We start from the raw sequence: 22,386 nt of genomic DNA, 5'->3' as shown, positions 1-22,386 counted from the left end.
GTTGAGAATCTTTTTCATTCTCCATTGACCGACGGTCAGTCGAAATACTATGCTCGCCCTGCAAGCCCATTCCAGACCTTGCGGGAGATACATCATGCAGCGCTATCGTCGCCCGGCCCTGGTCGCCGCCGCCTACCTCGGGACCTTCCTGGCGTCCCTCGACATCAGCATCGTCAACGTCGCCCTGCCAACCTTGCAGCAGGCCCTGGCCACCGACCTGGGCGGCCTGCAATGGGTGGTCAATGCCTACGCCATCTGCCTCTCGGCGTTCATGCTCTCGGCAGGCCCCCTGGGGGATCGCTTTGGTCACAAACGCTGCTGGCTGATCGGTGTGCTGCTGTTCTGCCTCGGCTCGGCGCTGTGCGCGCTGGCCCAGGAGCTTTCGCTGCTGCTGGCCGGGCGCGCAGTGCAGGGGCTGGCCGGGGCCCTGCTGATTCCCGGAGCGATGCCGATCCTCAGCCACGCCTTTCCCGAGCCTCGGCAACGGGCCCACGTGATCGGCGGCTGGTCGGCCTTCAGCGCCCTGGCCCTGATCCTCGGCCCGCTGCTGGGTGGCCTGTTGCTGGAGCACCTGGGCTGGCAGAGCATTTTCCTGATCAACCTGCCCATCGGCCTGCTGGCCCTGGCCCTGGGCGGCTGGGGCATCAGCGAGCGCAAGTACCCCCAGCACGCCGCACTCGACCCCCTGGGCCAGATCCTCAGCGTGCTCTGCCTGGGGGCCCTGACCTACGGCCTGATCGTCGCTGGCGAGGACGGTTTCGGCAGCCGCGAGGCGCTCACCTCATTGCTGCTGGCGACGCTGGCGCTGCTGGCCCTGATCCAGGTCGAGCGTCGAGTGCAGCGGCCCCTGGTGCCCGTCACCCTGTTTCGCCAGCGGCCCTTTGCGGTGGCCAACCTGGCCTCGTTCATCCTCGGGTTTTCCTGCTACAGCAGCCTGTTCTTCTTCTCGATCTTCCTGCAGCAGATCCAGGGCTGGTCCGCCGCCGACACCGGCCTGCGCATGCTTCCGCAGTTCGTGGTCACAGGCGTTGTATCGATGCTCTTTGGCCGCTTGCACCGGCGCATCCCCCTGCCCTGGCTGATGGTTGGCGGCTATGGCCTGGTAGGCCTGGCCATGAGCGCCATGGCCGGCTTCGATGCCCACACGCCCTACTGGCGGGTGGGTTCGCTGTTCGGTCTGCTGGGGCTGGGCATGGGCCTGGCGGTGCCGGCCACCGGGCTGGTGGTGATGGCCTGCGCACCGGCAGAGCGCGCCGGCATCGCCTCGGCCAGCATGAACGCCCTGCGCCAGACCGGCATGAGCGTCGGCATCGCCCTGCTCGGCAGCCTGATGAGCACCCGGGCAGTGCAAGTGCTCGGCGAATCCGGCGCCGCGGCCGGGTTCGACGGCGCCGCCGAACTGGCCCGGCAAGCGGTGACCGAACACCGCCTGCCGCTGCACGACCCGCTGTTCGCCGACCTCTATGGCGCCGCCATGACCAGCGGATTTGGCCTGGCCATGGCCCTGGCCGGTTGCGCCAGCCTGCTGGCCATGGGGCTGTTGCTGGGAACTCGCCAGCAAGCGGTCCGCGAGCCTGCCGGCAGCCCCGGCACCAGGCCGGCTCGTTGACAAGCGCCGTGGTGGCACCGACCTTCCAGGTCCGGGACCGCTACATCCGGCCTGACGACTAAGGCGCCGTCCTCCCTGCCCGATGTCGCAAAGGCGTTGCTCAAGGTCGAATCCAGCCTGTCGCCCCGGCGCGCACTGTCCATACTCAAGGGCCTTGTCCCCTGGTAATGGAATACCCCCGTGAACCTGCCACCGGTCCTGCCTGACACCGCCCCTGCCCTGGTCAACCCGCTACGCCTGGACCAGGACGATCTACGGCATTTCAAGGAGCGTGGCTTCATCAAGCTGCGGGGGTTGTTGACGCCTGCGGCCATCCTGCAACTGCGCGAGCTGGCCAACAGCCAACTGCGCCCGACCTCCTCGGGCACCTCGGCCCATGGCGACGGTTTCAGTCGCCTGACCCACCGGGTGACCCAGGTCGGCATCCTCGAACGCCTCTACCGGCAACCGGCCTTCGCCCAGGTGCTGACCCGCCTCAGCGGCTGCCGCCTGATCATGAGCGAGGCCCAGAGTTTCGAGCTGGGGGTGGGACGCTCGGGCTTTGCCTGGCACTACGACTCGCTGAACTTTCGCTACATCCGCCCCCAGGACCCGGCCTTCAGCCTGTGGATGCCGCTGCAGCCGATCCGCCCCGAAGTGCAAGGTGGCGGCATGGCCTGGGTGCCCCTGTCGCAATTCTCGGCCCAGGAGAATTTTCAGTTCTCGCGCCTGCTGGCAGGCAAACTGGCACGGGGCGAGTCGGTGGCCGAATTTTCCGCGCACCTGCACCAGACCTACTGCACGCCCGGGATGCTCACCGACAGCTTCGAAGCACAGCGCATCGAAGACTCGTTCGAACCCGGCGACGCCCTGCTGTTCAGCAAGTACCTGTGGCACCGCTCCAGCCCCTTGCTGGCCGGCGACCTGGAACGCCGCCAGGCTGTGACCCTGCGCCTGCTGGACTGGCGCGCATGCCTTGATCCACTGATGCAGGAAGGCGAAACCCGCAGCGCCGGTGGCCTGGGCATGGGCCTGGACGGTGGCCCGCTGAACCCAGTGTCCTACGGCTCGCGCTTCGTCGATATCACGCCCGGGGCACCGATCCGCAGCTCGGTCCATTGCGGGCCGATCCTCTGAACCTACAGCCCCGGCTTGATAGAGCACCCAGCAGCGGTTCGATGACTTAATCGCAGACTCAATAGTCCATCAACAATGGCTTCTCTTAACCGCTAATCCCTGTCGAGATGAAATATGATTGGCGCCAGCCATCAGTCCGTTGATGCCGCAAGGCTGCTCAAACCATTTTTATAAGGATATTGAAATGCTCATCAGCTCAGCATCGCCGCAAGAGCTCGTCGATTGGTTTCATACCCGACAAGAACAGCAAAGACTGCTCTGCGTGTTGCTTGCCCCAAGCGACGCAGATCAGCAAAAGCTCGCATCGCTGATTGCCAACCTGGATGAAGCTGATACTGCATTGGGGCGCAAAGTTGCCTTTCTCTTGCTGGACCCAACGACGAACAATGCCTTGGGTATAGATCAACCCAGAGGAGAGGTCGCAGCGTTTCCGGGTTACGCATTTCCCTCATCGCAACACCCCGACAAATTCATACGACCTCTGCGAAACGAACAAACCTTTCAGGACCTGGGCCATGACTGGGAAGAGCTGCGGGGGAGAATTGCCAGGAACTCGTCGAAGGCCACCGCACAGTTCGTACCCGAATTCGCCGAACTCTTCGCCATTTCCCCGGCAGAGCAGCCGTGCCTTTGTGTACTGGTGAAAGGGCTCGACCAATCTGTGGTGCTACCCCTGGGAGATGACTGGAGCGAAGCAACGCTGATAGCACTGATGACGCAGTTACATAACATCGCAGATCAGACGCCAAACTTTCGCGCAGCCTATCAACACCTGGAAGCGGACGGCCCTCAATCATTGCTGCCCCCCCTGGAAAAAGCCGTTGAAGAAATCAACGAACACATATCTACCCTGACCCAGGTTCTGGAAAAGATCCTTGTACGCCACGACGGCACCGCTAGCGACATTGAGATCATGGCGGGTTTTGTTGCGGATCGGTGCCCTGGAACGGCGCGACTCCAACTGGCTTTTAGTCAAATGTCCTTCAGTTCGGCTCCTGACCTTAAAAACGACAGAGATCTGCTTAGAGCCACGAAACTGATGACCAAGATCAGCACGATCAGAAACAAGATCAACAATGATCGCAAGCGTAAGGACATAGTCGTGTCCCTCGCCGACCAGGCCCAGTTAGTCGTGGAAAGTCGAGCACAGTTGTTCGACTCCCTGAACAAACTGCAACCCCTTCGCCTGGTGTCCACCAGCACGGTCAATGGTCACTTGCTCAGCAAACTCAAGAGCAATCTGGAGTGGATCGACTTGGTGGGTAACGCCCATGAGAAAGTCGCCAGTGCGGTGTACTGGTGCATGAAGCTCTTGAGTAAGTAACCGTCCAAAACCAAGCTCACTTCAAGGCCCCAGCAACACCTGCTGCTGCGCCGCACACTGCTCCACCAGGTAATCCCAGACCACCCGCAGCCGCACCGATTTGTGCAGTTCGCGGCGGGTGCTGATCCAGTAGGCGCGCTGGATGCTTTCCGCCGGCAGCAGCGGCACCAGTTGCGGGTCGGCGGCGGCCATGTAGCACGGCAGCACGGCGATCCCCAGGCCGGAACGGGCCGCTTCCTGCTGGGCAATGACACTGGTGCTGTGGAACACCACCTGGGGGTTGCGGCAGAAGCTGTTGAGGAACATCAGCTCCTGGCTGAACAAGAGATCATCGACATAGCCGATCCAGGCATGCCGGCCCAGGTCCTCGCGGCTGCGCAAGGGCGGCGCGCGGTCCAGGTAGGCCTGGCTGGCGTACAGCGCCAGGCGGTAGTCGGTGAGCTTGCGGGTCACCAGCATGTCGGCGCTGGGGCGCTCCAGGTGGATGCTGATCTCCGCCTCACGGTTGAGAATGCTGACAAAGCGCGGCACCGCCACCAGTTCCACTTCCAGCCCTGGATACCGCTCGAACAGCCCAACCATGCGGCTGGCGAGAAACTTCACCCCCAGGCCCTCGGTGACCCCGACACGGATCTTGCCCAAAGGCGCGCTGGACTGGGTGATCTCTTCCTGCACCAGCAAGGCGACGTTTTCCATGGCCTCGGCGTGCTTGAGCAGCGCTTCGCCGGCCGGGGTCAGTTCGTAGCCCTGGGCGTGCTGGACGAACAGTGCGGTGCCCAGGGCCTTCTCCACCGCCTCGATGTGCCGGGCCACCGTGGCGTGGGTGGTGTTCAGCCGTCGCGCGGCGGTCAGCAGGCGGCCGCTGCGTTGCAGCTCAAGAAAGAAGCGCAGGTCATTCCAGTCGAACATGGGGTTTCCTTGCCGGAGTCGAAGGCCAACGCTGTTAGAAAACGCACAGCGGGTGGGTAAAAACTAACATTCTTTTAACGAAAGCTAACAACTAGGATGGCTCCCAATAAGAACGAAAAACGAGGTTAAGGATGCTCCCTGCCTTTGACGCCTACGACTACATCGTGGTCGGCGCCGGCCCCGCCGGCTGTCTTCTGGCCAATCGCCTGTCGGCCAACCCCCAGCACCGTGTGCTGCTGCTGGAAGCCGGTGGCCGCGACAACTATCCCTGGATCCACATCCCCGTGGGCTACCTGTTCTGCATCGGCAACCCGCGCACCGACTGGTGCTTCAAGACCGAGGCCGAGCCCGGCCTGCAGGGCCGCAGCCTGAGCTACCCGCGGGGCAAGGTGCTGGGAGGCTGCTCGTCGATCAACGGCATGATCTACATGCGTGGGCAGGCTGCCGACTACGACAGCTGGGCCGCTGAAGGCAACCCGGGCTGGGGCTGGGACCAGGTGCTGCCGCTGTTCAAGAAAAGCGAGAACCACTTTGCCGGCGGCAGCGAACTGCACGGCGCCGCCGGTGAATGGCGGGTCGAGCGCCAGCGCCTGTCGTGGCCGATCCTCGATGCCTTTCGCAGCGCTGCCGAGCAGAGCGGCATTCGCAACATCGACGACTTCAACGGCGGCGACAACGAAGGCTGCGGCTACTTCCAGGTCAACCAGAAGGCCGGGGTGCGCTGGAACGCCGCCAAGGCCTTTCTCAAACCCATCGCCCAGCGCCCGAACCTGGTGGTGCTGACCGGCATCGAGGTGCAGCGGCTGATCCTCGAGGACGGCCGCGCCACAGCGGTGCGGGCCAGTTGCCAAGGGCGCCTGGAGAACTTCAAGGCGCGCCGCGAGATCATCCTCTGCGCCGGCTCCGTCGGCTCGCCGAGCATCCTGCAGCGCTCGGGGATCGGCCCGGCGCCGCTCCTGCAACGCTTGGGGATAGGCGTCTGCCATGCCCTACCCGGGGTGGGCGGCAACCTGCAGGACCACCTGCAACTGCGCCTGATCTACAAGCTGGAGAACGCCCGCACCCTGAACCAGATCGCGGGCAGCCTGTGGGGCAAGATGGGCATGGGCCTGCGCTACCTGTATGACCGCAGCGGTCCGCTGTCCATGGCCCCCAGCCAGCTTGGCGCCTTTGCCCGCTCGGGCCCGGAACAGACCCGGGCCAACCTGGAGTACCACGTGCAGCCGCTGTCCCTGGAGCGTTTCGGCGAACCGCTGCACGCCTTCCCGGCCTTTACCGCCTCGGTCTGCGACCTGCGCCCGCAGAGCCGTGGCCGGGTCGAGATCCGTTCCGTGGAGGCCGGCGATGCGCCGCTGATCCAGCCCAACTACCTGAGCCACCCCGAGGACCTGCGGGTCGCCGCCGACGCCATCCGCCTGACCCGACGCATCGTCGGCGCCCCGGCCTTGCAACCCTTCAAGCCCAGCGAATACCTGCCCGGCCCCGAGCTGCAAAGCACCGAGCAACTGCACGAGGCCGCGGCCCGCATCGGCACCACTATCTTCCATCCGGTGGGCACCTGCCGCATGGGCAGCGATGCCCAGGCGGTGGTGGACGCACAACTGCGGGTGCACGGCATTGCGGGGCTGCGCATCGCCGATGCCTCGATCATGCCGCGCATCACCTCGGGCAATACCTGCTCACCGACCTTGATGATCGCTGAAAAGGCCGCTGAACTGATCCTCGCCAGCGTCCCCAGGAGCACGGTCCAGCACAAGGAGCCCGCCACCCCGGCATGAGCGCAGGAGCCGGCTTGCCGGCGAAGGCGCCCCCAAGGCTGGCGCCCGGCTCACGGGCCTCTTCGCTGGCAAGCCAGCTCCTACGGATGAGGGATACGAGGGTTCATCGTGCGGTCGCGGTGAATCTGCAACAGCGGCGCCGGAAACGGCGTCGGCAGTGGAACAACAACAATAATCACTGTAAGGAAGCCCCCTATGTCAGAACACGCACAGCCCCTGAACGCGCCCCTGCAGGACTCCACTGCCAAGGGCAGCCAGAAGGTCATCTTCGCGTCGTCCCTCGGCACGGTGTTCGAGTGGTACGACTTTTTCCTCTACGGCGCCCTGGCGGCGGTGATCAGCAAGCAGTTCTTCGCCGGGGTCAACGACACCACGGCCTTCATCTTCGCCCTGATGGCCTTTGCCGCCGGCTTCGTGGTGCGCCCCTTCGGCGCCCTGGTGTTCGGCCGCCTGGGGGACATGATCGGGCGCAAGTACACCTTCCTTGCCACCATCATCCTCATGGGCGTTGCGACCTTCGCCGTGGGCCTGTTGCCCAACTACGCCAGCATCGGCATCGCCGCGCCGATCATCCTGGTGGCCCTGCGCATGCTCCAGGGCCTGGCCCTGGGCGGCGAGTACGGCGGCGCCGCCACCTACGTGGCCGAGCACGCGCCCCAGGGCAAGCGCGGCTTGCACACCAGCTGGATCCAGTCCACCGCGACCCTGGGCCTGCTGCTGTCGCTGCTGGTGGTGCTGGCCTGCCGTTACTTCACCGGCGACCAGTTCGAGGTCTGGGGCTGGCGCCTGCCGTTCCTGCTGTCCATCGTGCTGCTGGGCATCTCCACCTGGATCCGCATGAGCCTGCACGAGTCGCCGGCCTTCCTGAAAATGAAAGAGGAAGGCCGCGCCAGCAAGGCGCCGATCCGCGAATCCTTCGGCAAGTGGGAAAACCTCAAGGTGGTGCTGATCGCCCTGTTCAGCATCAATGCCGGGCAGGCGGTGACCTTCTATGCCGCGCAGTTCTACGTTTTGTTCTTTCTCACCCAGTTCCTCAAGATGGACCCGGCCCTGGCCAACAGCCTGCTGATCATCAGCGTGGTGATCGGCGCGCCGATGTTCATCTTCTTTGGCTGGCTCTCGGACAAGATCGGCCGCAAGCCGGTGCTGATGCTCGGCCTGCTGCTGGCCACGCTGCTGTACTTCCCGATCTTCAAGGCCCTGGCCCACTACGCCAACCCGGCCATCGACCAGGCCAGCCGCCAGGCGCCCATCAGCGTCACCGCCGACCCGGCCACCTGCACCTTCCAGTTCGACCCGGTGGGCAAGGCGCGCTTCGACAGCCCCTGCGACAAGGTCAAGACCTTCCTGGTGAAGCAGGGCCTGCCCTACAGCAGCATCGCCGCCCCCGCCGGCAGCCCGGTGCAGGTCAGCGTCGGTGATGTGAAGATCAACGGCTTCGACGAGGCCGCCCTGCGCGGCGCAGTGACCCTGGCCGGTTATCCGCAGCAGGCCGACAGCCAGAACGTCAACAAGACCATGGTGGTGGCGCTGATCGTCGCGCTGATCCTGATTGCCGCCATGTGCTACGGCCCGCTGGCGGCGCTGATGGTGGAGCTGTTCCCGACCCGTATCCGCTACACCTCCATGTCCCTGCCCTACCACATCGGCAACGGCTGGTTCGGCGGTTTCCTGCCGACCGTGTCCTTTGCCCTGGTGGTCTACACCGGCGATATCTTCTATGGCCTGTGGTACCCGGTGCTGATTACCGGGGTCAGCCTGGTGGTGGGGTTGTTGTGCCTGCGGGAAACCCGGGACGTCGACATCAACCACAGCTGAGCAGCGTGCTCGGGCTTGCCGACGGGGGTGGTCTTGCGGGCCTCTTCGCTGGCAAGCCAGCTCCTACGGTGGCCGGTGATAGTGCGGGGAGCCCGTAGGAGCCGGCTTGCCGGCGAAGGCGGTCTGGCGGGCCTCAGGTGTTGTTGCAGCCCTTGGCGATGGAGTCTTCGTTGGAGGTGTAGGGCCGTGAAGGCTCCAGGTTCCACTCCGGCTTGTTGCGCGCAATATTGAAGTGGCAGACCAGTTGCCGGCGCATGCTGCCCACGCTGCTGTCGCGGTTGTCCGGGTTGTTCTTCCACTGGGCGTCCAGGTAGTGGTCGCTGGCCAGTTCGTTGAAGAAGTTGTTGGTCTGGTTGTCCTTGACGTTGCGCCCGCAATCGGTGGGCGTGACTTCCAGGGTCATGACTTTCTTGTCGAAGCCCGGGTCATCACGTTCGATCCACACCGCACTCTGCACATAGCGATCGCAGCCGTTCTTCTCGGTGATCGGGTAGATCACCTGCTTCTTGTTGTCGTAGACGAAACTCGCGTCCTGCGCCGGCGTCTGCGGCAGCTTCATGTTGATCACCGGCAGGTACTGCTGCACGGCCTTGTACCACTGGATCTGGTTCAGCCGCGCACCTTCCAGGCCGCCATCCTCGGTGTAGAACAGGGCCAGGATCGAGGGCGATTGCGGCGGTTTTTCCTCCCACTTGGCCAGGCGCAGCTCATTCTGAGTGCCGAAGGATTCTGCGGCGATCTGCGCCATGGAGCGGATGCTCTGGTAGAACGCCGGGCCGGCGGCGCTGTTGCGTTCGTCACGTACATCGAAGGAACACTGGCGCGAGTGGTCGCCACGGTTCTGTCGGTAGTTGGCGCCCCATTGCTCGGCGGTGGTCACACCGATCTCGTGGCAGTACTTCTCGACATTGCCCGGGGTGCGCCGCGAGTCGGTGCAGCCCTGCTGCCCGCGGTCGTCGGTGGCGGCGTCGATGGGGAAGGAACAGAGCACCGCATAGTCCTGGTGATCCTTGGGGTTGCCGAAGATGGTGTCGAAGATGAAGCCGCTCTGCAGTCCGTAGGCCAGCTTGCGGAACTTCGAATCCTTGCGCAGGTAGGACGCCGATACGCCGCCGCTGGCCTGGCTTTTCGGGCTGATGCTGTAGAACTGGTAGTCGGTGGACGGCCAGGTGGCGCGAAACAGCACCCCGGAACACAGGAATGCCGGTTTCGACGGGCCGCCGCAATCCTGGCGGGTGTCGTTGTACAACTGGTTGAGACGGGCCACCGTGTCGCTGCCCTGGTCGGCCTGCACCGTGGGCAACAGGCACAGGCCGGCGAGGCCGATGGCAACGGCAATGGGGGTTCTGCGTGCTTTCATGGGGTGACTTCCGTGTGGTGTGTAAACCCTGGCCAGCCAAGTCGTGGTCCGGCAATAAGCAGAAGATAGAAGCGCTGGTTGGCCCTGATGGACTTTTCCCGGCCTGTGTCCCCGATCCCCACCACCGGCGGCAGGCGCACGGCGATGGCTTGAATAAAACGCCGCATTGCGCCACTGTCTCGGCACTTTTTCCGGCGGAGACCGAACATGCTGTTGATCTTGCCCGCAGTGGTGGCCCTGGCCCTGATCCTGGTGTTCTGGCGCCGTCAGAAAGCCCTCACGGCCTTGCGTCGGGAAGCCCACATCCGCAATTTCACCCTGCCGCCGCGCTTGTTCGAGCCCCTGCGCACCCAGCACCCACACCTGAACCTCAAGGACTGCCAGCTGGTGGCCCAGGGCTTGCGCCAGTTCTTTCTCGCCTACCTCAAGAGCGGCCAGCGCTACGTGTCGATGCCGTCCCAGGTGGTGGACGACCTGTGGCACGAATTCATCTTGCATACCCGGGACTACCAGCAGTTCTGCAACCAGGCCTTCGGCCAGTTCCTCCACCACACCCCGGCGGCGGTGCTCGGCCAGAACGCCGCGCAACAAAGCGACAACGGCCTGCGCCGGGTCTGGCGCCAGGCCTGCCTGGAAGAAAACATCAACCCGGCCCAGCCCAGCCGCCTGCCACTGCTGTTCGCCCTGGACGCCAAGCTGAAGATTGCCGGGGGCTTTCACTACGTCGCCGACTGCCAGTCCCTGCGCCGCCTGACCGACAACGGCGGCAGCGCCACCCTGGTGCACTGCGGCAGCGAGCTGCACAGCAGCTCCCTGGACAGCGACTCTTCCGGCAGCAGCAGCGACAGCGACAGCTCGCGTTTCGGCGGTGATGGCGACAGTGGCAGCAGCGATGGTGGCGGGGGCGACAGCAGTGGCTGCGGGGGCGGAGGTTGTGGCGGCGGGGGCGGTGACTGAAATTCGCCAAAGAGCGGCACCTTGAGGCGCCGCTCCCGTTACCCAGGGTCGATCAGGCGATGATGTCGGTGACCGCCGCCTGGCCCACGGTACCCACGGCGAAGTCCACCGCGCCATGACCGGTCAGGTCGATCATCAGGCTGGTCTGGTTGGTTTCGGCGTAGTAGGTGAGGATCGCGTCGCCGGCATGCCCGGTGAAGCCGCTGACGAAGTTCAGGGTGGCGCCACCGGAGGCGAATTGCGGGATTCCGGTGAGGTCGATCTTGTCCTCGCCGCTGACGAAATCCATGATCCAGTCCGGGGCGTCGAAGGTCGAATCCGCAGCCGCGCCGTAGACGAAGGTATCAGCCCCCGCCCCGCCCCACAGGGTGTCGCCACCGCCACCGCCATAGATGATGTCGTTGCCGGCACCGCCTTCGAGGATGTTCGCCGCAGCGTTGCCGATCAGCAGGTCATTGCCCGAGCCGCCGATGGCGTTTTCCACCGTCACGCCATGGGCGATGGACACGTTGCCCACCAGGCCGCCGACATCGGAGAAGCCCCCTTCATTGAGATTGATCTTCTGGTTCTGGGTGAAACCCGAGAAATCCAGGGTATCGTTGCCGCCGCCGTCCCAGACCGCGAACACCAGCTTGTCCGAAGCGCTGTGGGCGCTGTAGAAGTCCCGACCGGTGTTGGAGTTGAAGCCGTAGACAGTGTCGTCGGCACGGGTTTCCAGATTGGCGCCATAGAGCTTCTGCACCGCGACGATATCGTCCAGCAACGGCGCCGAGGCGTAGGCACCGCCGCCGTCCTTGCTGAAGTCCTGCCCGGTGTTGCTCTCACTCCAGTAGCTCATCAGGCTGTAGCCGCGGGTGTCCTGGGCGTAGGTCACGTCGTTGTAGGTCGGGCTGCCGCTGCCGGCGTTGTACACGCCCGGGTGGGACAGGCCCAGGCTGTGGCCGATTTCGTGGGTCAGGGTCTGGCGGCCGTAGTTGCCGTTGCCCGGGGTTTCGTTGACCCGGTACTGGTCGTTGATCAGGTACCAGGACTGGCCGTCGTAGCTGCTGCCGGACGGCAGGTAGGCAAAGGCCGCGCCGCCGGTGCTGACGTTGTAGTTGCCGAAGCTCATGTGGCCGTCGCCACCCTTGGCCGCTTCAGTGAAGGTCACGTTGGCCACGTCCGCCCACGATTGCAGGGACAGCAGCGCCTGGGCTTTTTGCAGTGCGCTGAACTCGCTGAAGCTGCCCAGGGCCGGGTTGTAGTTGGCCGGTTTTTCGGTGAGGAAGCTGTAGCTCAGGTCGATCTTGCCATCGCCGTTCTGGTCGTGCCAGGACAGGCCTTTGCGCAGGATCGAATCCGCCGCCTGGTCGGCGGTGAAGGATGGCTTGCCGTTCACCAGCTCACTGCCGCCACGGTCATACAGGTGGCTGAAGGCCAGAACTTGCTGGTAGGCATGGCTGGCCTGAGCGGCCGAATCGATACCGTTGCCGACTGCTTCCGAGAGTGCTTTTGACATTGCTACGTCCTTGTTCCAGACAAAAAATCCGATAGGACAGCTGCGACCCCGCCTGCGAGATCGTCCTATCACTCGCCCATTGAGGCGCTGGAAACCTGACATATCCGTCAGCCGTGAGTCCACGGTTTTTTTTGTCCTACAAAGCTCCCGGAACGCTCTGGCACGGGGTAAATTTTCCACTCGCACGAGGGGGCGCCAAGGGATAGGCTAGACACCGCACCGGGGCCCCGCGGCCCTCTTTGGATAGGAGTCTGTGATGCGCAAAATCCTGTTTCTGGGCACCTTGCTGATCCTTGCCGGCTCGGCCCACGCCGAAGGCATTCCACTGTTCAATGTCTCCTGCCCGGGCAATCTGGCAGTCAGCGCCGACCAGGGCGGCCCGGTTTACATCAACGGCAAAGCAGTCAAGAACAATGCCGTGGATGACCGGCATTTCCAGGTCAAGACGGCAGAAATCAGCCTGTCCATCAGCGTCGAGGACGACGAATCGGTGACCGTCAAGTACACCGACAAGCATGGCGCCAGTGGTCTCTGCGAAGCCGTGGACGACTGAGCCCTCTCCCCTTTTGCCTCACAACCTCAAGAGCCGTGCATGCACATCAGCGCAATTCCCTTCGCCACCACCGACTGGTCGAGCATCGAACCTACCGAGCATCGCGGCGAAACCGGCAGCGCCTTCTGGCGCACCCGGCAGTTCGGTGAAATTCGCGTGCGCATGGTGGAGTACAGCCCCGGCTACCTGGCCGACCACTGGTGCTCCAAGGGCCACATCCTGTTGTGCCTGGAAGGCGAGCTGCACACCGAGCTGGAGGACGGCCGGCGGTTCGTCCTGACCCCGGGCATGAGCTACCAGGTGGCGGACAACGCCGAGCCGCACCGCTCCTTCACCGCCGTGGGGGCCAAGCTGTTCGTGGTGGATTGAAGCGCTTCAGAACAGGCCCATCTGCCCACCCACCAGGGTGCTGAAATCGTCCTGCACGAACGGCAGGATGGCGTCCGCCACCGGTTGCAACTGGCGGGTCAGGTAGTGCTCGTAGTCGATGGCCGCGCGGCGGTTTTCCAGGGGCTCGGGGCCGGCCAGGGTGATGACGTAGCTGATCCAGCCGCCGTTCTGGTACTGCAATGGGCGGCCCTGCTCGCGGTTGTATTCGTCCGCCAGGCGCGCTGCGCGGACATGGGGCGGCACGTTGCGCTCGTAGTCGTCCAGGGGCCGGCGCAGGCGCTTGCGGTAGATCAACAGGTCATCCAGTTGCCCGGCCAGGGTGCGTTGCACGTAGTCGCGCACATAGTCCTGGTAGGGCTGGCGGTGGAAGATGCGCTGGTACAGCTCCTGCTGGAATTCCCGGGCCAGGGGCGACCAGTCGGTGCGCACCGTCTCCAGGCCCTTGTAGACCATCTCCTGGCTGCCATCGGCGCGCTGCACCAGGCCGGCGTAGCGCTTCTTGCTGCCCTCCTCGGCGCCACGGATGGTGGGCATCAGAAAGCGTTTGTAGTGGGTTTCGAACTGCAACTCCAGGGCGCTTTCCAGGCCGTATTGCTGCTGCAGGTGATCACGCCACCACTGGTTGACGTGGGCCACCAGGGCACGGCCGATCAGGCCTGCCTGCTCCTCGTCATGCAGGCCGCCGAGCCAGACGAAGGTGGAATCGGTGTCGCCGTAGATCACCTGATGCCCCTGAGCCTCGATCAGTTGCCGGGTGCGAGCCATGATCTCGTGGCCACGTAGGGTGATGGAGGACGCCAGGCGCGGGTCGAAGAAGCGACAACCGCTGGAACCCAGCACGCCGTAGAAGGCGTTCATGATGATCTTCAACGCCTGGGACAGCGGCGCATTGTGCTCGCGCTTGGCCACTTCGCGGCCCTCGGCGACCCGGGTCACGATCGACGGCAGGCAATGCCGGGTGCGGGAGAAACGCGCGCCGCGAAAGCCCGCTACCGAATGTTGCTCGTCCGGTTGGCGCAGGCCTTCCACCAGCCCCACCGGGTCGATCAGGAAGCTGCGGATGATCGACGGGTACAGGCTCTTGTAGTCCAGCACCAGCACCGACTCGTAGAGCCCGGGACGCGAATCCATGACGAAACCGCCGGGGCTGGCCTGGGGCGGCAGCTCGCCCAGGTTGGGGGCGACAAAGCCCTGGCGATGCATCAGCGGCATGTACAGGTGGGTAAAGGCCGCCACCGAACCGCCGCTGCGGTCGGCGGGCAGGCCGGTGACCGTGGCCCGTTCCAGAAGAAAGGTCAGCAACTCGGTCTTGGCGAAGATCCGCGTCACCAGCTCGCAGTCCTTGAGGTTGTAGCGGGCCAGGGCCGGCTTGTCCTCGGCGAACATGCGGTTGATCTCGTCCATGCGCTGGTAGGGGTTGTCGATCGACTTGCCCTCCCCCAGCAGGGTCTGGGCGACGTTTTCCAGGCTGAAGGAAGGGAAGCTCCAGGTCGCCGAACGCAATGCCTCGATGCCATCGATGATCAGGCGGCCGGCAGCCGAGGCGAAATAGTGGGTACGGCTGCCGTGCTCGCGCCACTGCATTTCCTCGCCACCACGCCCCAGGCGCAGCGGCACCGCCAGGCGCCGGGCATGTTCGTGGAGTACGCGCAGGTCGAACTGCACCAGGTTCCAGCCGATGATCGCGTCGGGGTCATGCTCGGCCAGCCACTGGTTGAGCCTCTCCAGCAACTGCTCGCGGCTGGCGCAGAACTCCAGGTCGAAATCCACCGCACTGTCGTCGTCCCGGGCCTTGCCGAGCATGTACACCTGGCGCTGGCCGCAACCTTCCAGGGCAATGGAATACAACTCGCCGCGCTCGCTGGTCTCGATGTCCAGGGACACCAGCTTGAGGCTCGGCCGGTAGTTTGGCGCCGGCTTCATCTGCGCCTCCAGCAACAAGCCATCGGGGCCGGGCTGGCCGCCGAAGGACACCGGCGCGGTGATGAAGCGCTCCATCAGGTAGCGCTCGGGCGGCCGCACATCGGCTTCGAACACCTCCACCCCGGCGCGCCGCAGGGTCTTTTCCAGGCGCATCAGCTGATTGTGCTGCGGGCAGTACAGGCCCAGCACCGGGCGCTGGTGGAAGTCACGCAACTGCAAGGGGCGCAGTTGCACATCCGGGTCGTCGGTCAGCAAGCGCTCGGCCTGGGCCCGCTGCGCCGCCGGGACGAAGGCCACGGAAGTCTGCAACGGCAGGCGGATCTGGCGCGGCCCCTGGTCGGTGGCCAGCCAGAAATCGACTTGCGTGCCCGCCGGCGTATCGCGCCAGTGCCGAGTCAGGACGAAGCCTTGTTGTACATCCACCGCTGCAACCTCAGAACATTTCAAGGCGCCGATTCTACCTGCCCAGCCCTGCGTTGGGGGGGCCGGATGATGGCTTTTCGGCTTTTGTCAGACAATATGTAGTGACTGATAATTTTCACTACAAAACCGTTGACGAGAGGATTTCGGCCTTGCATGATGCAGACGTCTCCCCGATCGGGGGACGAGGCAAAGGTGTTATGAGCAAGCTCGTCTGACCGCCGAGCTGTGACCCGGATGTGTACTGCCCACAAGGCAGATTGATGAAACTGACCTGGCATTGACCGTCCAGTACCACGACGGGAAGCCGGCGAAAACTCTTCAAGATGCTTGTGGCCGATGGTGGGAATGTCGGCAGCTTCATCCAGGTTTACGCTGCTTCTCTTCGTTGTGACGCTATTGCGTAGCAGTTAATCAAGGCAACTACACGCATCAGGCTCTGGGCCTTATCTGTATCCGACAGACACCCTCTGTCGCCCTGTTTCCGGTATCAGGGTTCAACTTACCGACGTAGCAAGATGAATTAGCGAATCAACTTAGATAGATCGATAAATGGTCAAGGGGGCTACAAATGAATCTTAATAATCAACCCACTATTGATGAATTGGCACGTATGTTCGCCGCACAGAAAGACAGCCACGACAGCCACATCCTGTGGATCGCCAAGTCGGGCCAAGTGCATATCGACTGCCTGTCGCCCCATAGCCATGAAGCAGAGTTCGACCAGAACAACCGGGACCTCGCGGCCCGCCTGAAGATGTACCGCCGCGGCCAGGGCTACGTCGGCAAGAAAGCCGCCGCCGACAAGGACTTCATCGGCCGGGTCCTTGAGACCCTGAAAGCCGAATGGCAATCGCTGCGGGATAAATCGGAAGTTCGGGTTATTGATCGGTTCTGCTAAGTAACACGATCAATTCGTTAATCACCAACTAGTTGTTTAAACAATTGAATGGGCGCTCTTCATGAGCGCCCATTTTTATTGAAGCCAATTTCAAACCCGTAGGAGCCGGCTTGCCGGCGAAAGCGGTGTTAGCCTTGAAACCGCCTTCGCTGGCAAGCCAGCTCCTACAGCTCAGAACGCAAAACACGAACACCCAAACGCCCCCCAGAACCCCTGGAAGTCACTCACCGGTACATTGGACATGCGCGCTTTCTGGTGCCCGTGGGCATGCACTGCGCACGGGCCGCTGCACTGGTGCACCTGGTTCTGCAACGGTGCATTGGGCTTCCAATGCCCAGGCACCTTGGCCACCGGCGACCAGTCCGGGGTCACCGGCAGGCTCGGTGGGGCCAGTTTTTCGAAGTCACCGGCGGCATGCACCACCTTGCCATCCACTACGGTGAGCAGGGACTCGATCCACTTGATCGCCTCTTCCTCGACGCTGAAGTAGTCCGCCGACAGGGCCACCAGGTCCGCCAGTTGCCCGACCTTGATCTGGCCCTTCTTGCCCTGTTCCGAGGAGAACCAGGCGCTGCCGTGGGTGTAGAGCTCCAGCGCGGTATCGCGGCTCAGGCCCTGGGGGTACAGCTCCAGCCCGCCGACAGTCCGGCCGCTGACCATCCAGTACAGCGAGGTCCAGGGGTTGTAGCTGGAGACTCGAGTGGCGTCGGTGCCGGCGCCCACCGGAATGCCTTCGGCGAGCATTCGCTGGATCGGCGGGGTCATTTCGGCGGCCTTGGCGCCGTAGCGCTCGACGAAGTACTCGCCCTGGAAGGCCATGCGGTCCTGGATCGCGATGCCGCCGCCCAGGGCCCTCACCCGTTCGATGTTCTTCGGGCTGATGGTTTCCGCATGATCGAAGAACCACGGCAGGCCGTTGAAGGGAATGTCGCGGTCGACCTTCTCGAACACATCGAGCATCCGCGAGATGGATTCATCGTAGGTGGCGTGCAGGCGGAACGGCCAGCGTTGCTCCACTAGGTGGCGCACCACCGGTTCCAGCTCCTGCTCCATGCTTTGCGGCAAATCGGGACGCGGTTCGAGGAAGTCCTCGAAATCCGCAGCGGAAAACACCAGCATCTCCCCTGCCCCGTTGTGCCGCAGGAAGTCGTCGCCCTGGCCGTAGGTGACGCTGGAGGTCCAGTGCTTGAAGTCCGCCAGTTCTTCCTTGGGCTTCTGGGTAAACAGGTTGTAGGCGATGCGCACGGTCAGTTGCTGCTGGGCCGCCAGCTGGTTGATCACCTGATAGTCGTCGGGGTAGTTCTGGAAGCCGCCACCGGCATCGATGGCGCTGGTGACCCCCAGGCGGTTGAGCTCGCGCATGAACTGGCGGGTGGAGTTGACCTGGTACTCCAACGGCAGCTTGGGGCCCTTGGCCAGGGTCGCGTACAGAATCATCGCGTTGGGCCGGGCGATCAGCATGCCCGTGGGGTTGCCGTTGCCATCGCGGACGATCTCGCCCCCCGGCGGGTTTGGCGTGTTGCGGTCGTAGCCCACCACCCGCAGCGCGGCGCGGTTGAGCAAGGCGCGGTCATACAGGTGCAGGACGAACACCGGGGTATCCGGCGCCGCCTGGTTCAGTTCTTCCAGGGTCGGCATGCGTTTCTCGGCAAACTGGAATTCGTTCCAGCCGCCCACCACCCGTACCCACTGCGGCGCCGGGGTGCGCAGGGCCTGTTCCTTGAGCAGGCGCAGGGCATCGGCCAGGGACGGCACGCCCTCCCAGCGCAGTTCCAGGTTGTAGTTCAGGCCGCCGCGGATCAGGTGCAGGTGCGAGTCATTGAGCCCGGGGATCACCGTGCGCCCCATGAGGTCGATGACCTGGGTGCCGGCGCCGCGCAGGGTCATGGCCTGGGCATCATTGCCCACGGCGATGAAGCGCCCGTCCTTGATCGCTACCGCGCTGGCCCGGGGTTTGGCCCGGTCCACGGTGTGCAGGCGGCCGTTGAACAGAATCAGGTCGGCAATTGCATCGGGTTTCATGGCATTGCTCCAAACGAAGGTCGGGAAGGAATCAGGCCGCACTGCGTGGCTGCAGCCAACGGCTGAACAGGCGCGTGACCCGGGGCATGAAGACGTAGACCACCAGCAGCACGATGCTCAGGGTGATCAGCACCGTGGCCGGCACATAGCCGCCAAGCCAGGGCAGTTGGGCGAACAGCGGCTTCCACAATTGCGGCACCAGGAAGCTCAGCGGCAGGATCACCAGGAAGGTCACACACGCCTGTTTCCAGCGCGGTGGCGGGGTCGGTGCGCCGCCGTCCTGAGGGGTAAACCAGAATTCGCGATCGGCGTTGATTTCGGTCTGGTCACCGTCGGCCAGCAGGTGCTGGGCCTGTTGCACCAGCTCGCGGCGGTCGGCGGAATCCAGCCAGTGCTGCAACTGTTCGGTGCTGGCAAAGCGCAGCACGCTGGTGAACAACCCGAGGCCGCCGCTGTGGCCACGCACCACGTCGATGCCCAGGTGCCCCGGATAGCTGCGAGCCTTGGCGATGATCTGCCGCAGCCAGGTTTCATAGGCCTGATCCTGGCCCTGCTTGATCCGGTGACGGACCAGCAGGGTCACGACACCGTCGGTGAGTTCGATGTTCATCAGAAGGCTCCAGGGTCTGCGAGGAGATGCATTCGCGCATCACAGTTAAGGCCCGTAAGCGCTGGCTTGCCAGCGAAGCGGTGGGTGCGATCGCATTCGCCGGCCAGGCGGCGCCTACAGCTGACGTTGCGGGGCCTTGTGCACCATGCTGTAGGCGTAGTCCACGCCCATGCCGTAGGCACCGCTGTGTTCCAGTACCAGGCCCATGACCGCGTCGTAGCTGTCCTTGTGCGCCCAGTCGCGCTGGTACTCCAGCAGCACCTGCTGCCAGGTCACCGGCACCGCGCCGGCCTGGATCATCCGCTGCACGGCCATGTCGTGGGCCTCCTGGCTGGTGCCGCCAGAAGCGTCGGTGACGATGTACACCTCATAACCTTCGGCCATGGCCTCCAGCGCCGGGAAGGTCAGACAGACCTCGGTCCACAGCGCCGCCATCACCAGTTTCTTGCGCCCGGTGGCCTTCACCGCGTCCACCAGCTTGCGGTCTTCCCAGGAGTTCATCGACGTGCGCTCGATGGGCTGCTGGCCGGGAAACACCGCCAGCAGTTCCGGCCAGATGTAGCCGCTGAAGCTTTCGGTCTCCACCGAGGTGAGGATGCTCGGCACGTTGAAGATCCTGGCCGCCTTGGCCAGGGCTACGGTGTTGTTCTTCAGGGTCTGGCGATCGATCGATTGCACGCCGAAGGCCATCTGCGGCTGGTGGTCGATGAGGATCAGGGCGGAGTTGGTCGGGTTGAGCAATTCACGAATGGACATGGCGCGTTCCTTTTGCAGTCAGAGAGTGAGGGTCGAACATGACCGGCTGATGGCGCTGCTTGCGCCTCGTGGCGTCCGGCTTGGTGGCTAATCTAGGGCCTGGCCGAAAAAGGAACAATTACCTAAAATCGAGAATCATTGATTCTAAAACAGGGACAATCATGGACCGTATCGAATGCATGCGCGCCTTCGTCGTCACCGTCGACGAAAACGGCTTTGCCGCAGCCGCCCGCGCCATGGACGTGCCCCGCTCCAAGGTCAGCAAACAGATCCAGGCACTGGAAGAAGCCATCGGCGTGCAACTGCTGCAACGCACCACCCGCAGCCTGCGCCTGACCGAAGCCGGTGCCGAGTACTACGAAAGCGTTCGGGAAGTGCTGGCCACGGTGGACGAAGCCGAACAGCGCGCGCGCGATGGCATCGCCGAGTTGCGCGGAGTGCTGCGAGTCAATGCACCTATGTCCTTCGGTCTGCGTCGGCTCGGGCCGCTGGTGCCGCTGTTCCACGAACAGCATCCGCTAATCGAATTGCAACTGGTGCTCAGCGACCAGCAGGTGGACCCGCTGCGCGGCGGCTTCGATGTCACCCTGCGCATTGCCAGCCTGCCGGACTCGTCCATGGTGGCCCGCCAGCTGGCACCGGCACCGCGGATCATGGTGGCCTCCCCCACCTACCTGGCCCGGGCCGGCATCCCGCGCCAGCCCAAGGACCTGAGCAGCCACCAGTGCCTGAACTACGGCTACCTGCAAAGCGGCGTCAGCCTGCAATTGAGCAACGGCAGTGACGTGCAGCGGGTGCATGTCACCGGGCCGCTGCACGCCAACAACGGCGACCTGCTGGCCCAGGCCGCCGAGGCCGGCATGGGCATCGCCCTGCTGCCGGATTTCATCGTCGAGGACGCCCTGGCGGCCGGGCGCCTGGTGCCGGTGCTCTGCGAATGGCAGGCGCCGCCCATCAGCATCAACGTGGTCTACCCCTCTGCACGGCGGGTGCCGCAGAAGACCCGGGCCTTCATCGACTTTCTGGCGGGGCATCTGACCCAGAAAACCGCGGGCTGAACCTTGCAGCGGACGAACGTACGCCTTCACCCGCAGGCGGGCTCCTACACTCAACACAGGTTCCCGCTACTGGCGCAGCGCATCATGAAAATCTCCCTCAGGCTGGCCGTTTCCAGCATCCTCGGTGCCCTCGCCTACCTGGGCCTGGCGATCTGGGGCATGGGCGGTTTCTCCGCCTTCTTCGGCCATCCACAGTTGACCCTGATCGCCATCGCCACCCTGCTGATGGTGGTCGCCGCGCTGTACAGCGAAGTCAACCTGAGCAGCGGCGAGCAGGAAGACCAGGGCAACCGCTGGGTGCTGCCGGTGTTCGGGGTGATCGGCCTGTTGAGCGGCTTCGTCCCGGCCTACAGCGACCGCATCGATTTCTGCACCTTCGGCGGCGAAGGCCTGCGCTGGCTCGGGGCCTTGCTGTTCATCCTCGGCGGCGGGCTGCGGCTGTGGCCGGTGTTCATCCTCGGCCGGCGCTTCAGCGGGCTGGTGGCGATCCAGCCCAACCACCGCCTGGTGGTGGACGGCCTCTACCGCCACCTGCGCAACCCCAGCTACCTGGGCCTGCTGGTGAATGCCCTGGGTTGGGCCCTGGCGTTTCGCTCGGGGCTGGGGTTGTTGCTGGCAGCACTGACCCTGGTCCCGCTGATTGCGCGGATTCATGCCGAGGAGGCCTTGTTGCTCAAGCATTTCGGCGATGAATACGAGGCCTATTGCGCCCGCAGCTGGCGCCTGCTGCCGGGCCTCTACTAAGGTTCTGTAAAAAAAATCAGACACGCCTGGCAGCCGGGACGCGCCGCTCTAGCACGCGGCTTTCACCATGAACGAAAGCCCCATGCCAAGGGGCTTGCGCCCTTTACCCCCCTTACATTGGCCTGCGCTTTCTTGCAGTATTGATCCGCCCTGGAGGCTCGCCGCAGCAGTTCGCATCCTCCAGCGCCCGGTGTAAACCAAGAATAATCACCCCGAACTCGACAGCGAGATCACCCGGCAGATGCATCCCCAGAGCCCGTTCCACGGATTGGCCTGCACCCGCTCCACGGCCCCGCCCCTTGGCGGTGGTACGCTTGTCGACGCTCGCATCGCACTGCCCTGCCACTCCCCGCTGCACCCTGCCCAACGCCCTTGTGAGGTGCATGAGGTGCGCGCTGGCGTCATCGGTTTTCTCTTCCTGGACAGGCCCTGCCCATGAAGCTTCTGGTCAACCTGCCCATGGCCCTGTGCCGTTCCCGCCTGCGCCATTCCTCACGCCCTCCGGATCACTCGCCGCTGGCCTGATCGCGCTCCTGCGTGGTCCCTCCCAGACCTGATTTCTGCCCTTGCAACCGGCCCGTGCGCGGCGTCGTTGCAGGACCTGAAAACCTGCGCGCCCCACGGGCGCCAAGCGAGCACA

18 protein-coding genes are annotated in these 22,386 nt (G+C 64.1%); 11 read left to right on the top strand and 7 right to left on the bottom strand.

From position 1 onward, the window contains the following. The first annotated feature begins 94 nt into the window (after positions 1 to 94). The 3 genes from AC1RGE_RS02590 (at position 95) to AC1RGE_RS02580 (ending at position 4,049) form a co-directional block, all read left to right on the top strand. Positions 95 to 1,609: an MFS transporter gene (locus AC1RGE_RS02590; protein ID WP_492583260.1), complete on the top strand. Its 1,515-nt coding sequence runs from the start codon at positions 95 to 97 to the stop codon at positions 1,607 to 1,609. 180 nt (positions 1,610 to 1,789) lie between these two features. Then, on the top strand, positions 1,790 to 2,725 hold the full coding sequence (locus AC1RGE_RS02585; protein ID WP_019094400.1) for a phytanoyl-CoA dioxygenase family protein: 936 nt from the start codon (positions 1,790 to 1,792) through the stop codon (positions 2,723 to 2,725). A 118-nt stretch (positions 2,726 to 2,843) separates the two neighbouring features. Next, entirely contained in the window at positions 2,844 to 4,049 is a 1,206-nt protein-coding gene (locus AC1RGE_RS02580) for a hypothetical protein (RefSeq protein ID WP_258028633.1), read from the top strand. A 21-nt stretch (positions 4,050 to 4,070) separates the two neighbouring features. On the opposite strand, the gene AC1RGE_RS02575 is transcribed toward AC1RGE_RS02580, so the two are convergent. Beyond that, a complete protein-coding gene (locus AC1RGE_RS02575; RefSeq protein WP_019094402.1) occupies positions 4,071 to 4,958 on the bottom strand; it encodes a LysR family transcriptional regulator in 888 nt (295 codons plus the stop codon). Between the two features lie 131 nt (positions 4,959 to 5,089). On the opposite strand from AC1RGE_RS02575, the gene AC1RGE_RS02570 reads away from it, so the two are divergent. Together AC1RGE_RS02570 and AC1RGE_RS02565 are read left to right on the top strand one after the other, a co-directional pair. After that, positions 5,090 to 6,736 (top strand): GMC family oxidoreductase, encoded by a 1,647-nt coding sequence (locus AC1RGE_RS02570; RefSeq protein WP_492583258.1) that lies wholly within the window; start codon positions 5,090 to 5,092, stop codon positions 6,734 to 6,736. A 195-nt stretch (positions 6,737 to 6,931) separates the two neighbouring features. Beyond that, positions 6,932 to 8,554 (top strand): MFS transporter, encoded by a 1,623-nt coding sequence (locus AC1RGE_RS02565; RefSeq protein ID WP_492583256.1) that lies wholly within the window; start codon positions 6,932 to 6,934, stop codon positions 8,552 to 8,554. A 133-nt stretch (positions 8,555 to 8,687) separates the two neighbouring features. Here AC1RGE_RS02565 and AC1RGE_RS02560 read toward each other — a convergent pair whose 3' ends face one another. Further along, the gene (locus tag AC1RGE_RS02560) at positions 8,688 to 9,914 is read right to left on the bottom strand and encodes a DUF2599 domain-containing protein (protein ID WP_258611789.1); all 1,227 of its coding nucleotides are present in this window, start codon (positions 9,912 to 9,914) and stop codon (positions 8,688 to 8,690) included. Between the two features lie 207 nt (positions 9,915 to 10,121). Here AC1RGE_RS02560 and AC1RGE_RS02555 point away from each other — a divergent pair, with 207 nt between their 5' ends. After that, a complete protein-coding gene (locus AC1RGE_RS02555) occupies positions 10,122 to 10,871 on the top strand; it encodes a glycine-rich domain-containing protein (RefSeq protein WP_492583254.1) in 750 nt (249 codons plus the stop codon). 52 nt (positions 10,872 to 10,923) lie between these two features. Here AC1RGE_RS02555 and AC1RGE_RS02550 read toward each other — a convergent pair whose 3' ends face one another. Then, positions 10,924 to 12,369, bottom strand: a complete 1,446-nt coding sequence (locus tag AC1RGE_RS02550) for a serralysin family metalloprotease (protein WP_011060780.1) — start codon at positions 12,367 to 12,369, stop codon at positions 10,924 to 10,926. 256 nt (positions 12,370 to 12,625) lie between these two features. On the opposite strand from AC1RGE_RS02550, the gene AC1RGE_RS02545 reads away from it, so the two are divergent. Together AC1RGE_RS02545 and AC1RGE_RS02540 are read left to right on the top strand one after the other, a co-directional pair. Beyond that, positions 12,626 to 12,922, top strand: a complete 297-nt coding sequence (locus AC1RGE_RS02545; protein ID WP_492583252.1) for a hypothetical protein — start codon at positions 12,626 to 12,628, stop codon at positions 12,920 to 12,922. A gap of 39 nt (positions 12,923 to 12,961) precedes the next feature. After that, positions 12,962 to 13,291, top strand: coding sequence for a DHCW motif cupin fold protein (locus AC1RGE_RS02540; protein ID WP_053150870.1), 330 nt, complete (start codon positions 12,962 to 12,964; stop codon positions 13,289 to 13,291). A gap of 6 nt (positions 13,292 to 13,297) precedes the next feature. On the opposite strand, the gene AC1RGE_RS02535 is transcribed toward AC1RGE_RS02540, so the two are convergent. Next, positions 13,298 to 15,658 (bottom strand): DNA polymerase II, encoded by a 2,361-nt coding sequence (locus AC1RGE_RS02535; RefSeq protein ID WP_072442313.1) that lies wholly within the window; start codon positions 15,656 to 15,658, stop codon positions 13,298 to 13,300. A gap of 568 nt (positions 15,659 to 16,226) precedes the next feature. Here AC1RGE_RS02535 and AC1RGE_RS02530 point away from each other — a divergent pair. Continuing rightward, positions 16,227 to 16,556, top strand: a complete 330-nt coding sequence (locus AC1RGE_RS02530; protein ID WP_011060776.1) for a hypothetical protein — start codon at positions 16,227 to 16,229, stop codon at positions 16,554 to 16,556. Positions 16,557 to 16,727: 171 nt separating this feature from the next. Here the strand turns inward: AC1RGE_RS02530 and AC1RGE_RS02525 are convergent, their stop codons facing one another. The 3 genes from AC1RGE_RS02525 to AC1RGE_RS02515 form a co-directional block, all read right to left on the bottom strand. Beyond that, the gene (locus AC1RGE_RS02525) at positions 16,728 to 18,578 is read right to left on the bottom strand and encodes an amidohydrolase (RefSeq protein WP_492583250.1); all 1,851 of its coding nucleotides are present in this window, start codon (positions 18,576 to 18,578) and stop codon (positions 16,728 to 16,730) included. A 31-nt stretch (positions 18,579 to 18,609) separates the two neighbouring features. Beyond that, positions 18,610 to 19,188 (bottom strand): antibiotic biosynthesis monooxygenase, encoded by a 579-nt coding sequence (locus tag AC1RGE_RS02520; RefSeq protein ID WP_011060774.1) that lies wholly within the window; start codon positions 19,186 to 19,188, stop codon positions 18,610 to 18,612. A 114-nt stretch (positions 19,189 to 19,302) separates the two neighbouring features. Further along, positions 19,303 to 19,944 (bottom strand): hydrolase, encoded by a 642-nt coding sequence (locus AC1RGE_RS02515; protein ID WP_015635223.1) that lies wholly within the window; start codon positions 19,942 to 19,944, stop codon positions 19,303 to 19,305. Positions 19,945 to 20,105: 161 nt separating this feature from the next. Between AC1RGE_RS02515 and AC1RGE_RS02510 the strand changes: the two genes are divergently transcribed. Together AC1RGE_RS02510 and AC1RGE_RS02505 are read left to right on the top strand one after the other, a co-directional pair. Continuing rightward, entirely contained in the window at positions 20,106 to 21,002 is an 897-nt protein-coding gene (locus tag AC1RGE_RS02510; protein ID WP_019094407.1) for a LysR family transcriptional regulator, read from the top strand. A gap of 84 nt (positions 21,003 to 21,086) precedes the next feature. Beyond that, the gene (locus tag AC1RGE_RS02505; protein WP_019094408.1) at positions 21,087 to 21,746 is read left to right on the top strand and encodes a methyltransferase family protein; all 660 of its coding nucleotides are present in this window, start codon (positions 21,087 to 21,089) and stop codon (positions 21,744 to 21,746) included. The last annotated feature ends 640 nt before the right edge of the window (positions 21,747 to 22,386 follow it).

This window comes from Pseudomonas sp. GW823-FHT02C05, assembly GCF_058797595.1.
The sequence above is the reverse complement of the archived record's forward strand: the minus strand, read 5'-3'. Positions and strand labels throughout refer to the sequence as shown.

Bases quoted from the DNA above. Each gene is read 5' to 3' on its own strand.
- AC1RGE_RS02590 (WP_492583260.1), top strand. From the start codon at position 95: ATGCAGCGCTATCGTCGCCCGGCCCTGGTCGCCGCCGCCTACCTCGGG.
- AC1RGE_RS02575 (WP_019094402.1), bottom strand. From the start codon at position 4,958: ATGTTCGACTGGAATGACCTGCGCTTCTTTCTTGAGCTGCAACGCAGC.
- AC1RGE_RS02570 (WP_492583258.1), top strand. From the start codon at position 5,090: ATGCTCCCTGCCTTTGACGCCTACGACTACATCGTGGTCGGCGCCGGC.
- AC1RGE_RS02565 (WP_492583256.1), top strand. From the start codon at position 6,932: ATGTCAGAACACGCACAGCCCCTGAACGCGCCCCTGCAGGACTCCACT.
- AC1RGE_RS02560 (WP_258611789.1), bottom strand. From the start codon at position 9,914: ATGAAAGCACGCAGAACCCCCATTGCCGTTGCCATCGGCCTCGCCGGC.
- AC1RGE_RS02555 (WP_492583254.1), top strand. From the start codon at position 10,122: ATGCTGTTGATCTTGCCCGCAGTGGTGGCCCTGGCCCTGATCCTGGTG.
- AC1RGE_RS02550 (WP_011060780.1), bottom strand. From the start codon at position 12,369: ATGTCAAAAGCACTCTCGGAAGCAGTCGGCAACGGTATCGATTCGGCC.
- AC1RGE_RS02545 (WP_492583252.1), top strand. From the start codon at position 12,626: ATGCGCAAAATCCTGTTTCTGGGCACCTTGCTGATCCTTGCCGGCTCG.
- AC1RGE_RS02540 (WP_053150870.1), top strand. From the start codon at position 12,962: ATGCACATCAGCGCAATTCCCTTCGCCACCACCGACTGGTCGAGCATC.
- AC1RGE_RS02530 (WP_011060776.1), top strand. From the start codon at position 16,227: ATGAATCTTAATAATCAACCCACTATTGATGAATTGGCACGTATGTTC.
- AC1RGE_RS02525 (WP_492583250.1), bottom strand. From the start codon at position 18,578: ATGAAACCCGATGCAATTGCCGACCTGATTCTGTTCAACGGCCGCCTG.
- AC1RGE_RS02520 (WP_011060774.1), bottom strand. From the start codon at position 19,188: ATGAACATCGAACTCACCGACGGTGTCGTGACCCTGCTGGTCCGTCAC.
- AC1RGE_RS02515 (WP_015635223.1), bottom strand. From the start codon at position 19,944: ATGTCCATTCGTGAATTGCTCAACCCGACCAACTCCGCCCTGATCCTC.
- AC1RGE_RS02510 (WP_019094407.1), top strand. From the start codon at position 20,106: ATGGACCGTATCGAATGCATGCGCGCCTTCGTCGTCACCGTCGACGAA.
- AC1RGE_RS02505 (WP_019094408.1), top strand. From the start codon at position 21,087: ATGAAAATCTCCCTCAGGCTGGCCGTTTCCAGCATCCTCGGTGCCCTC.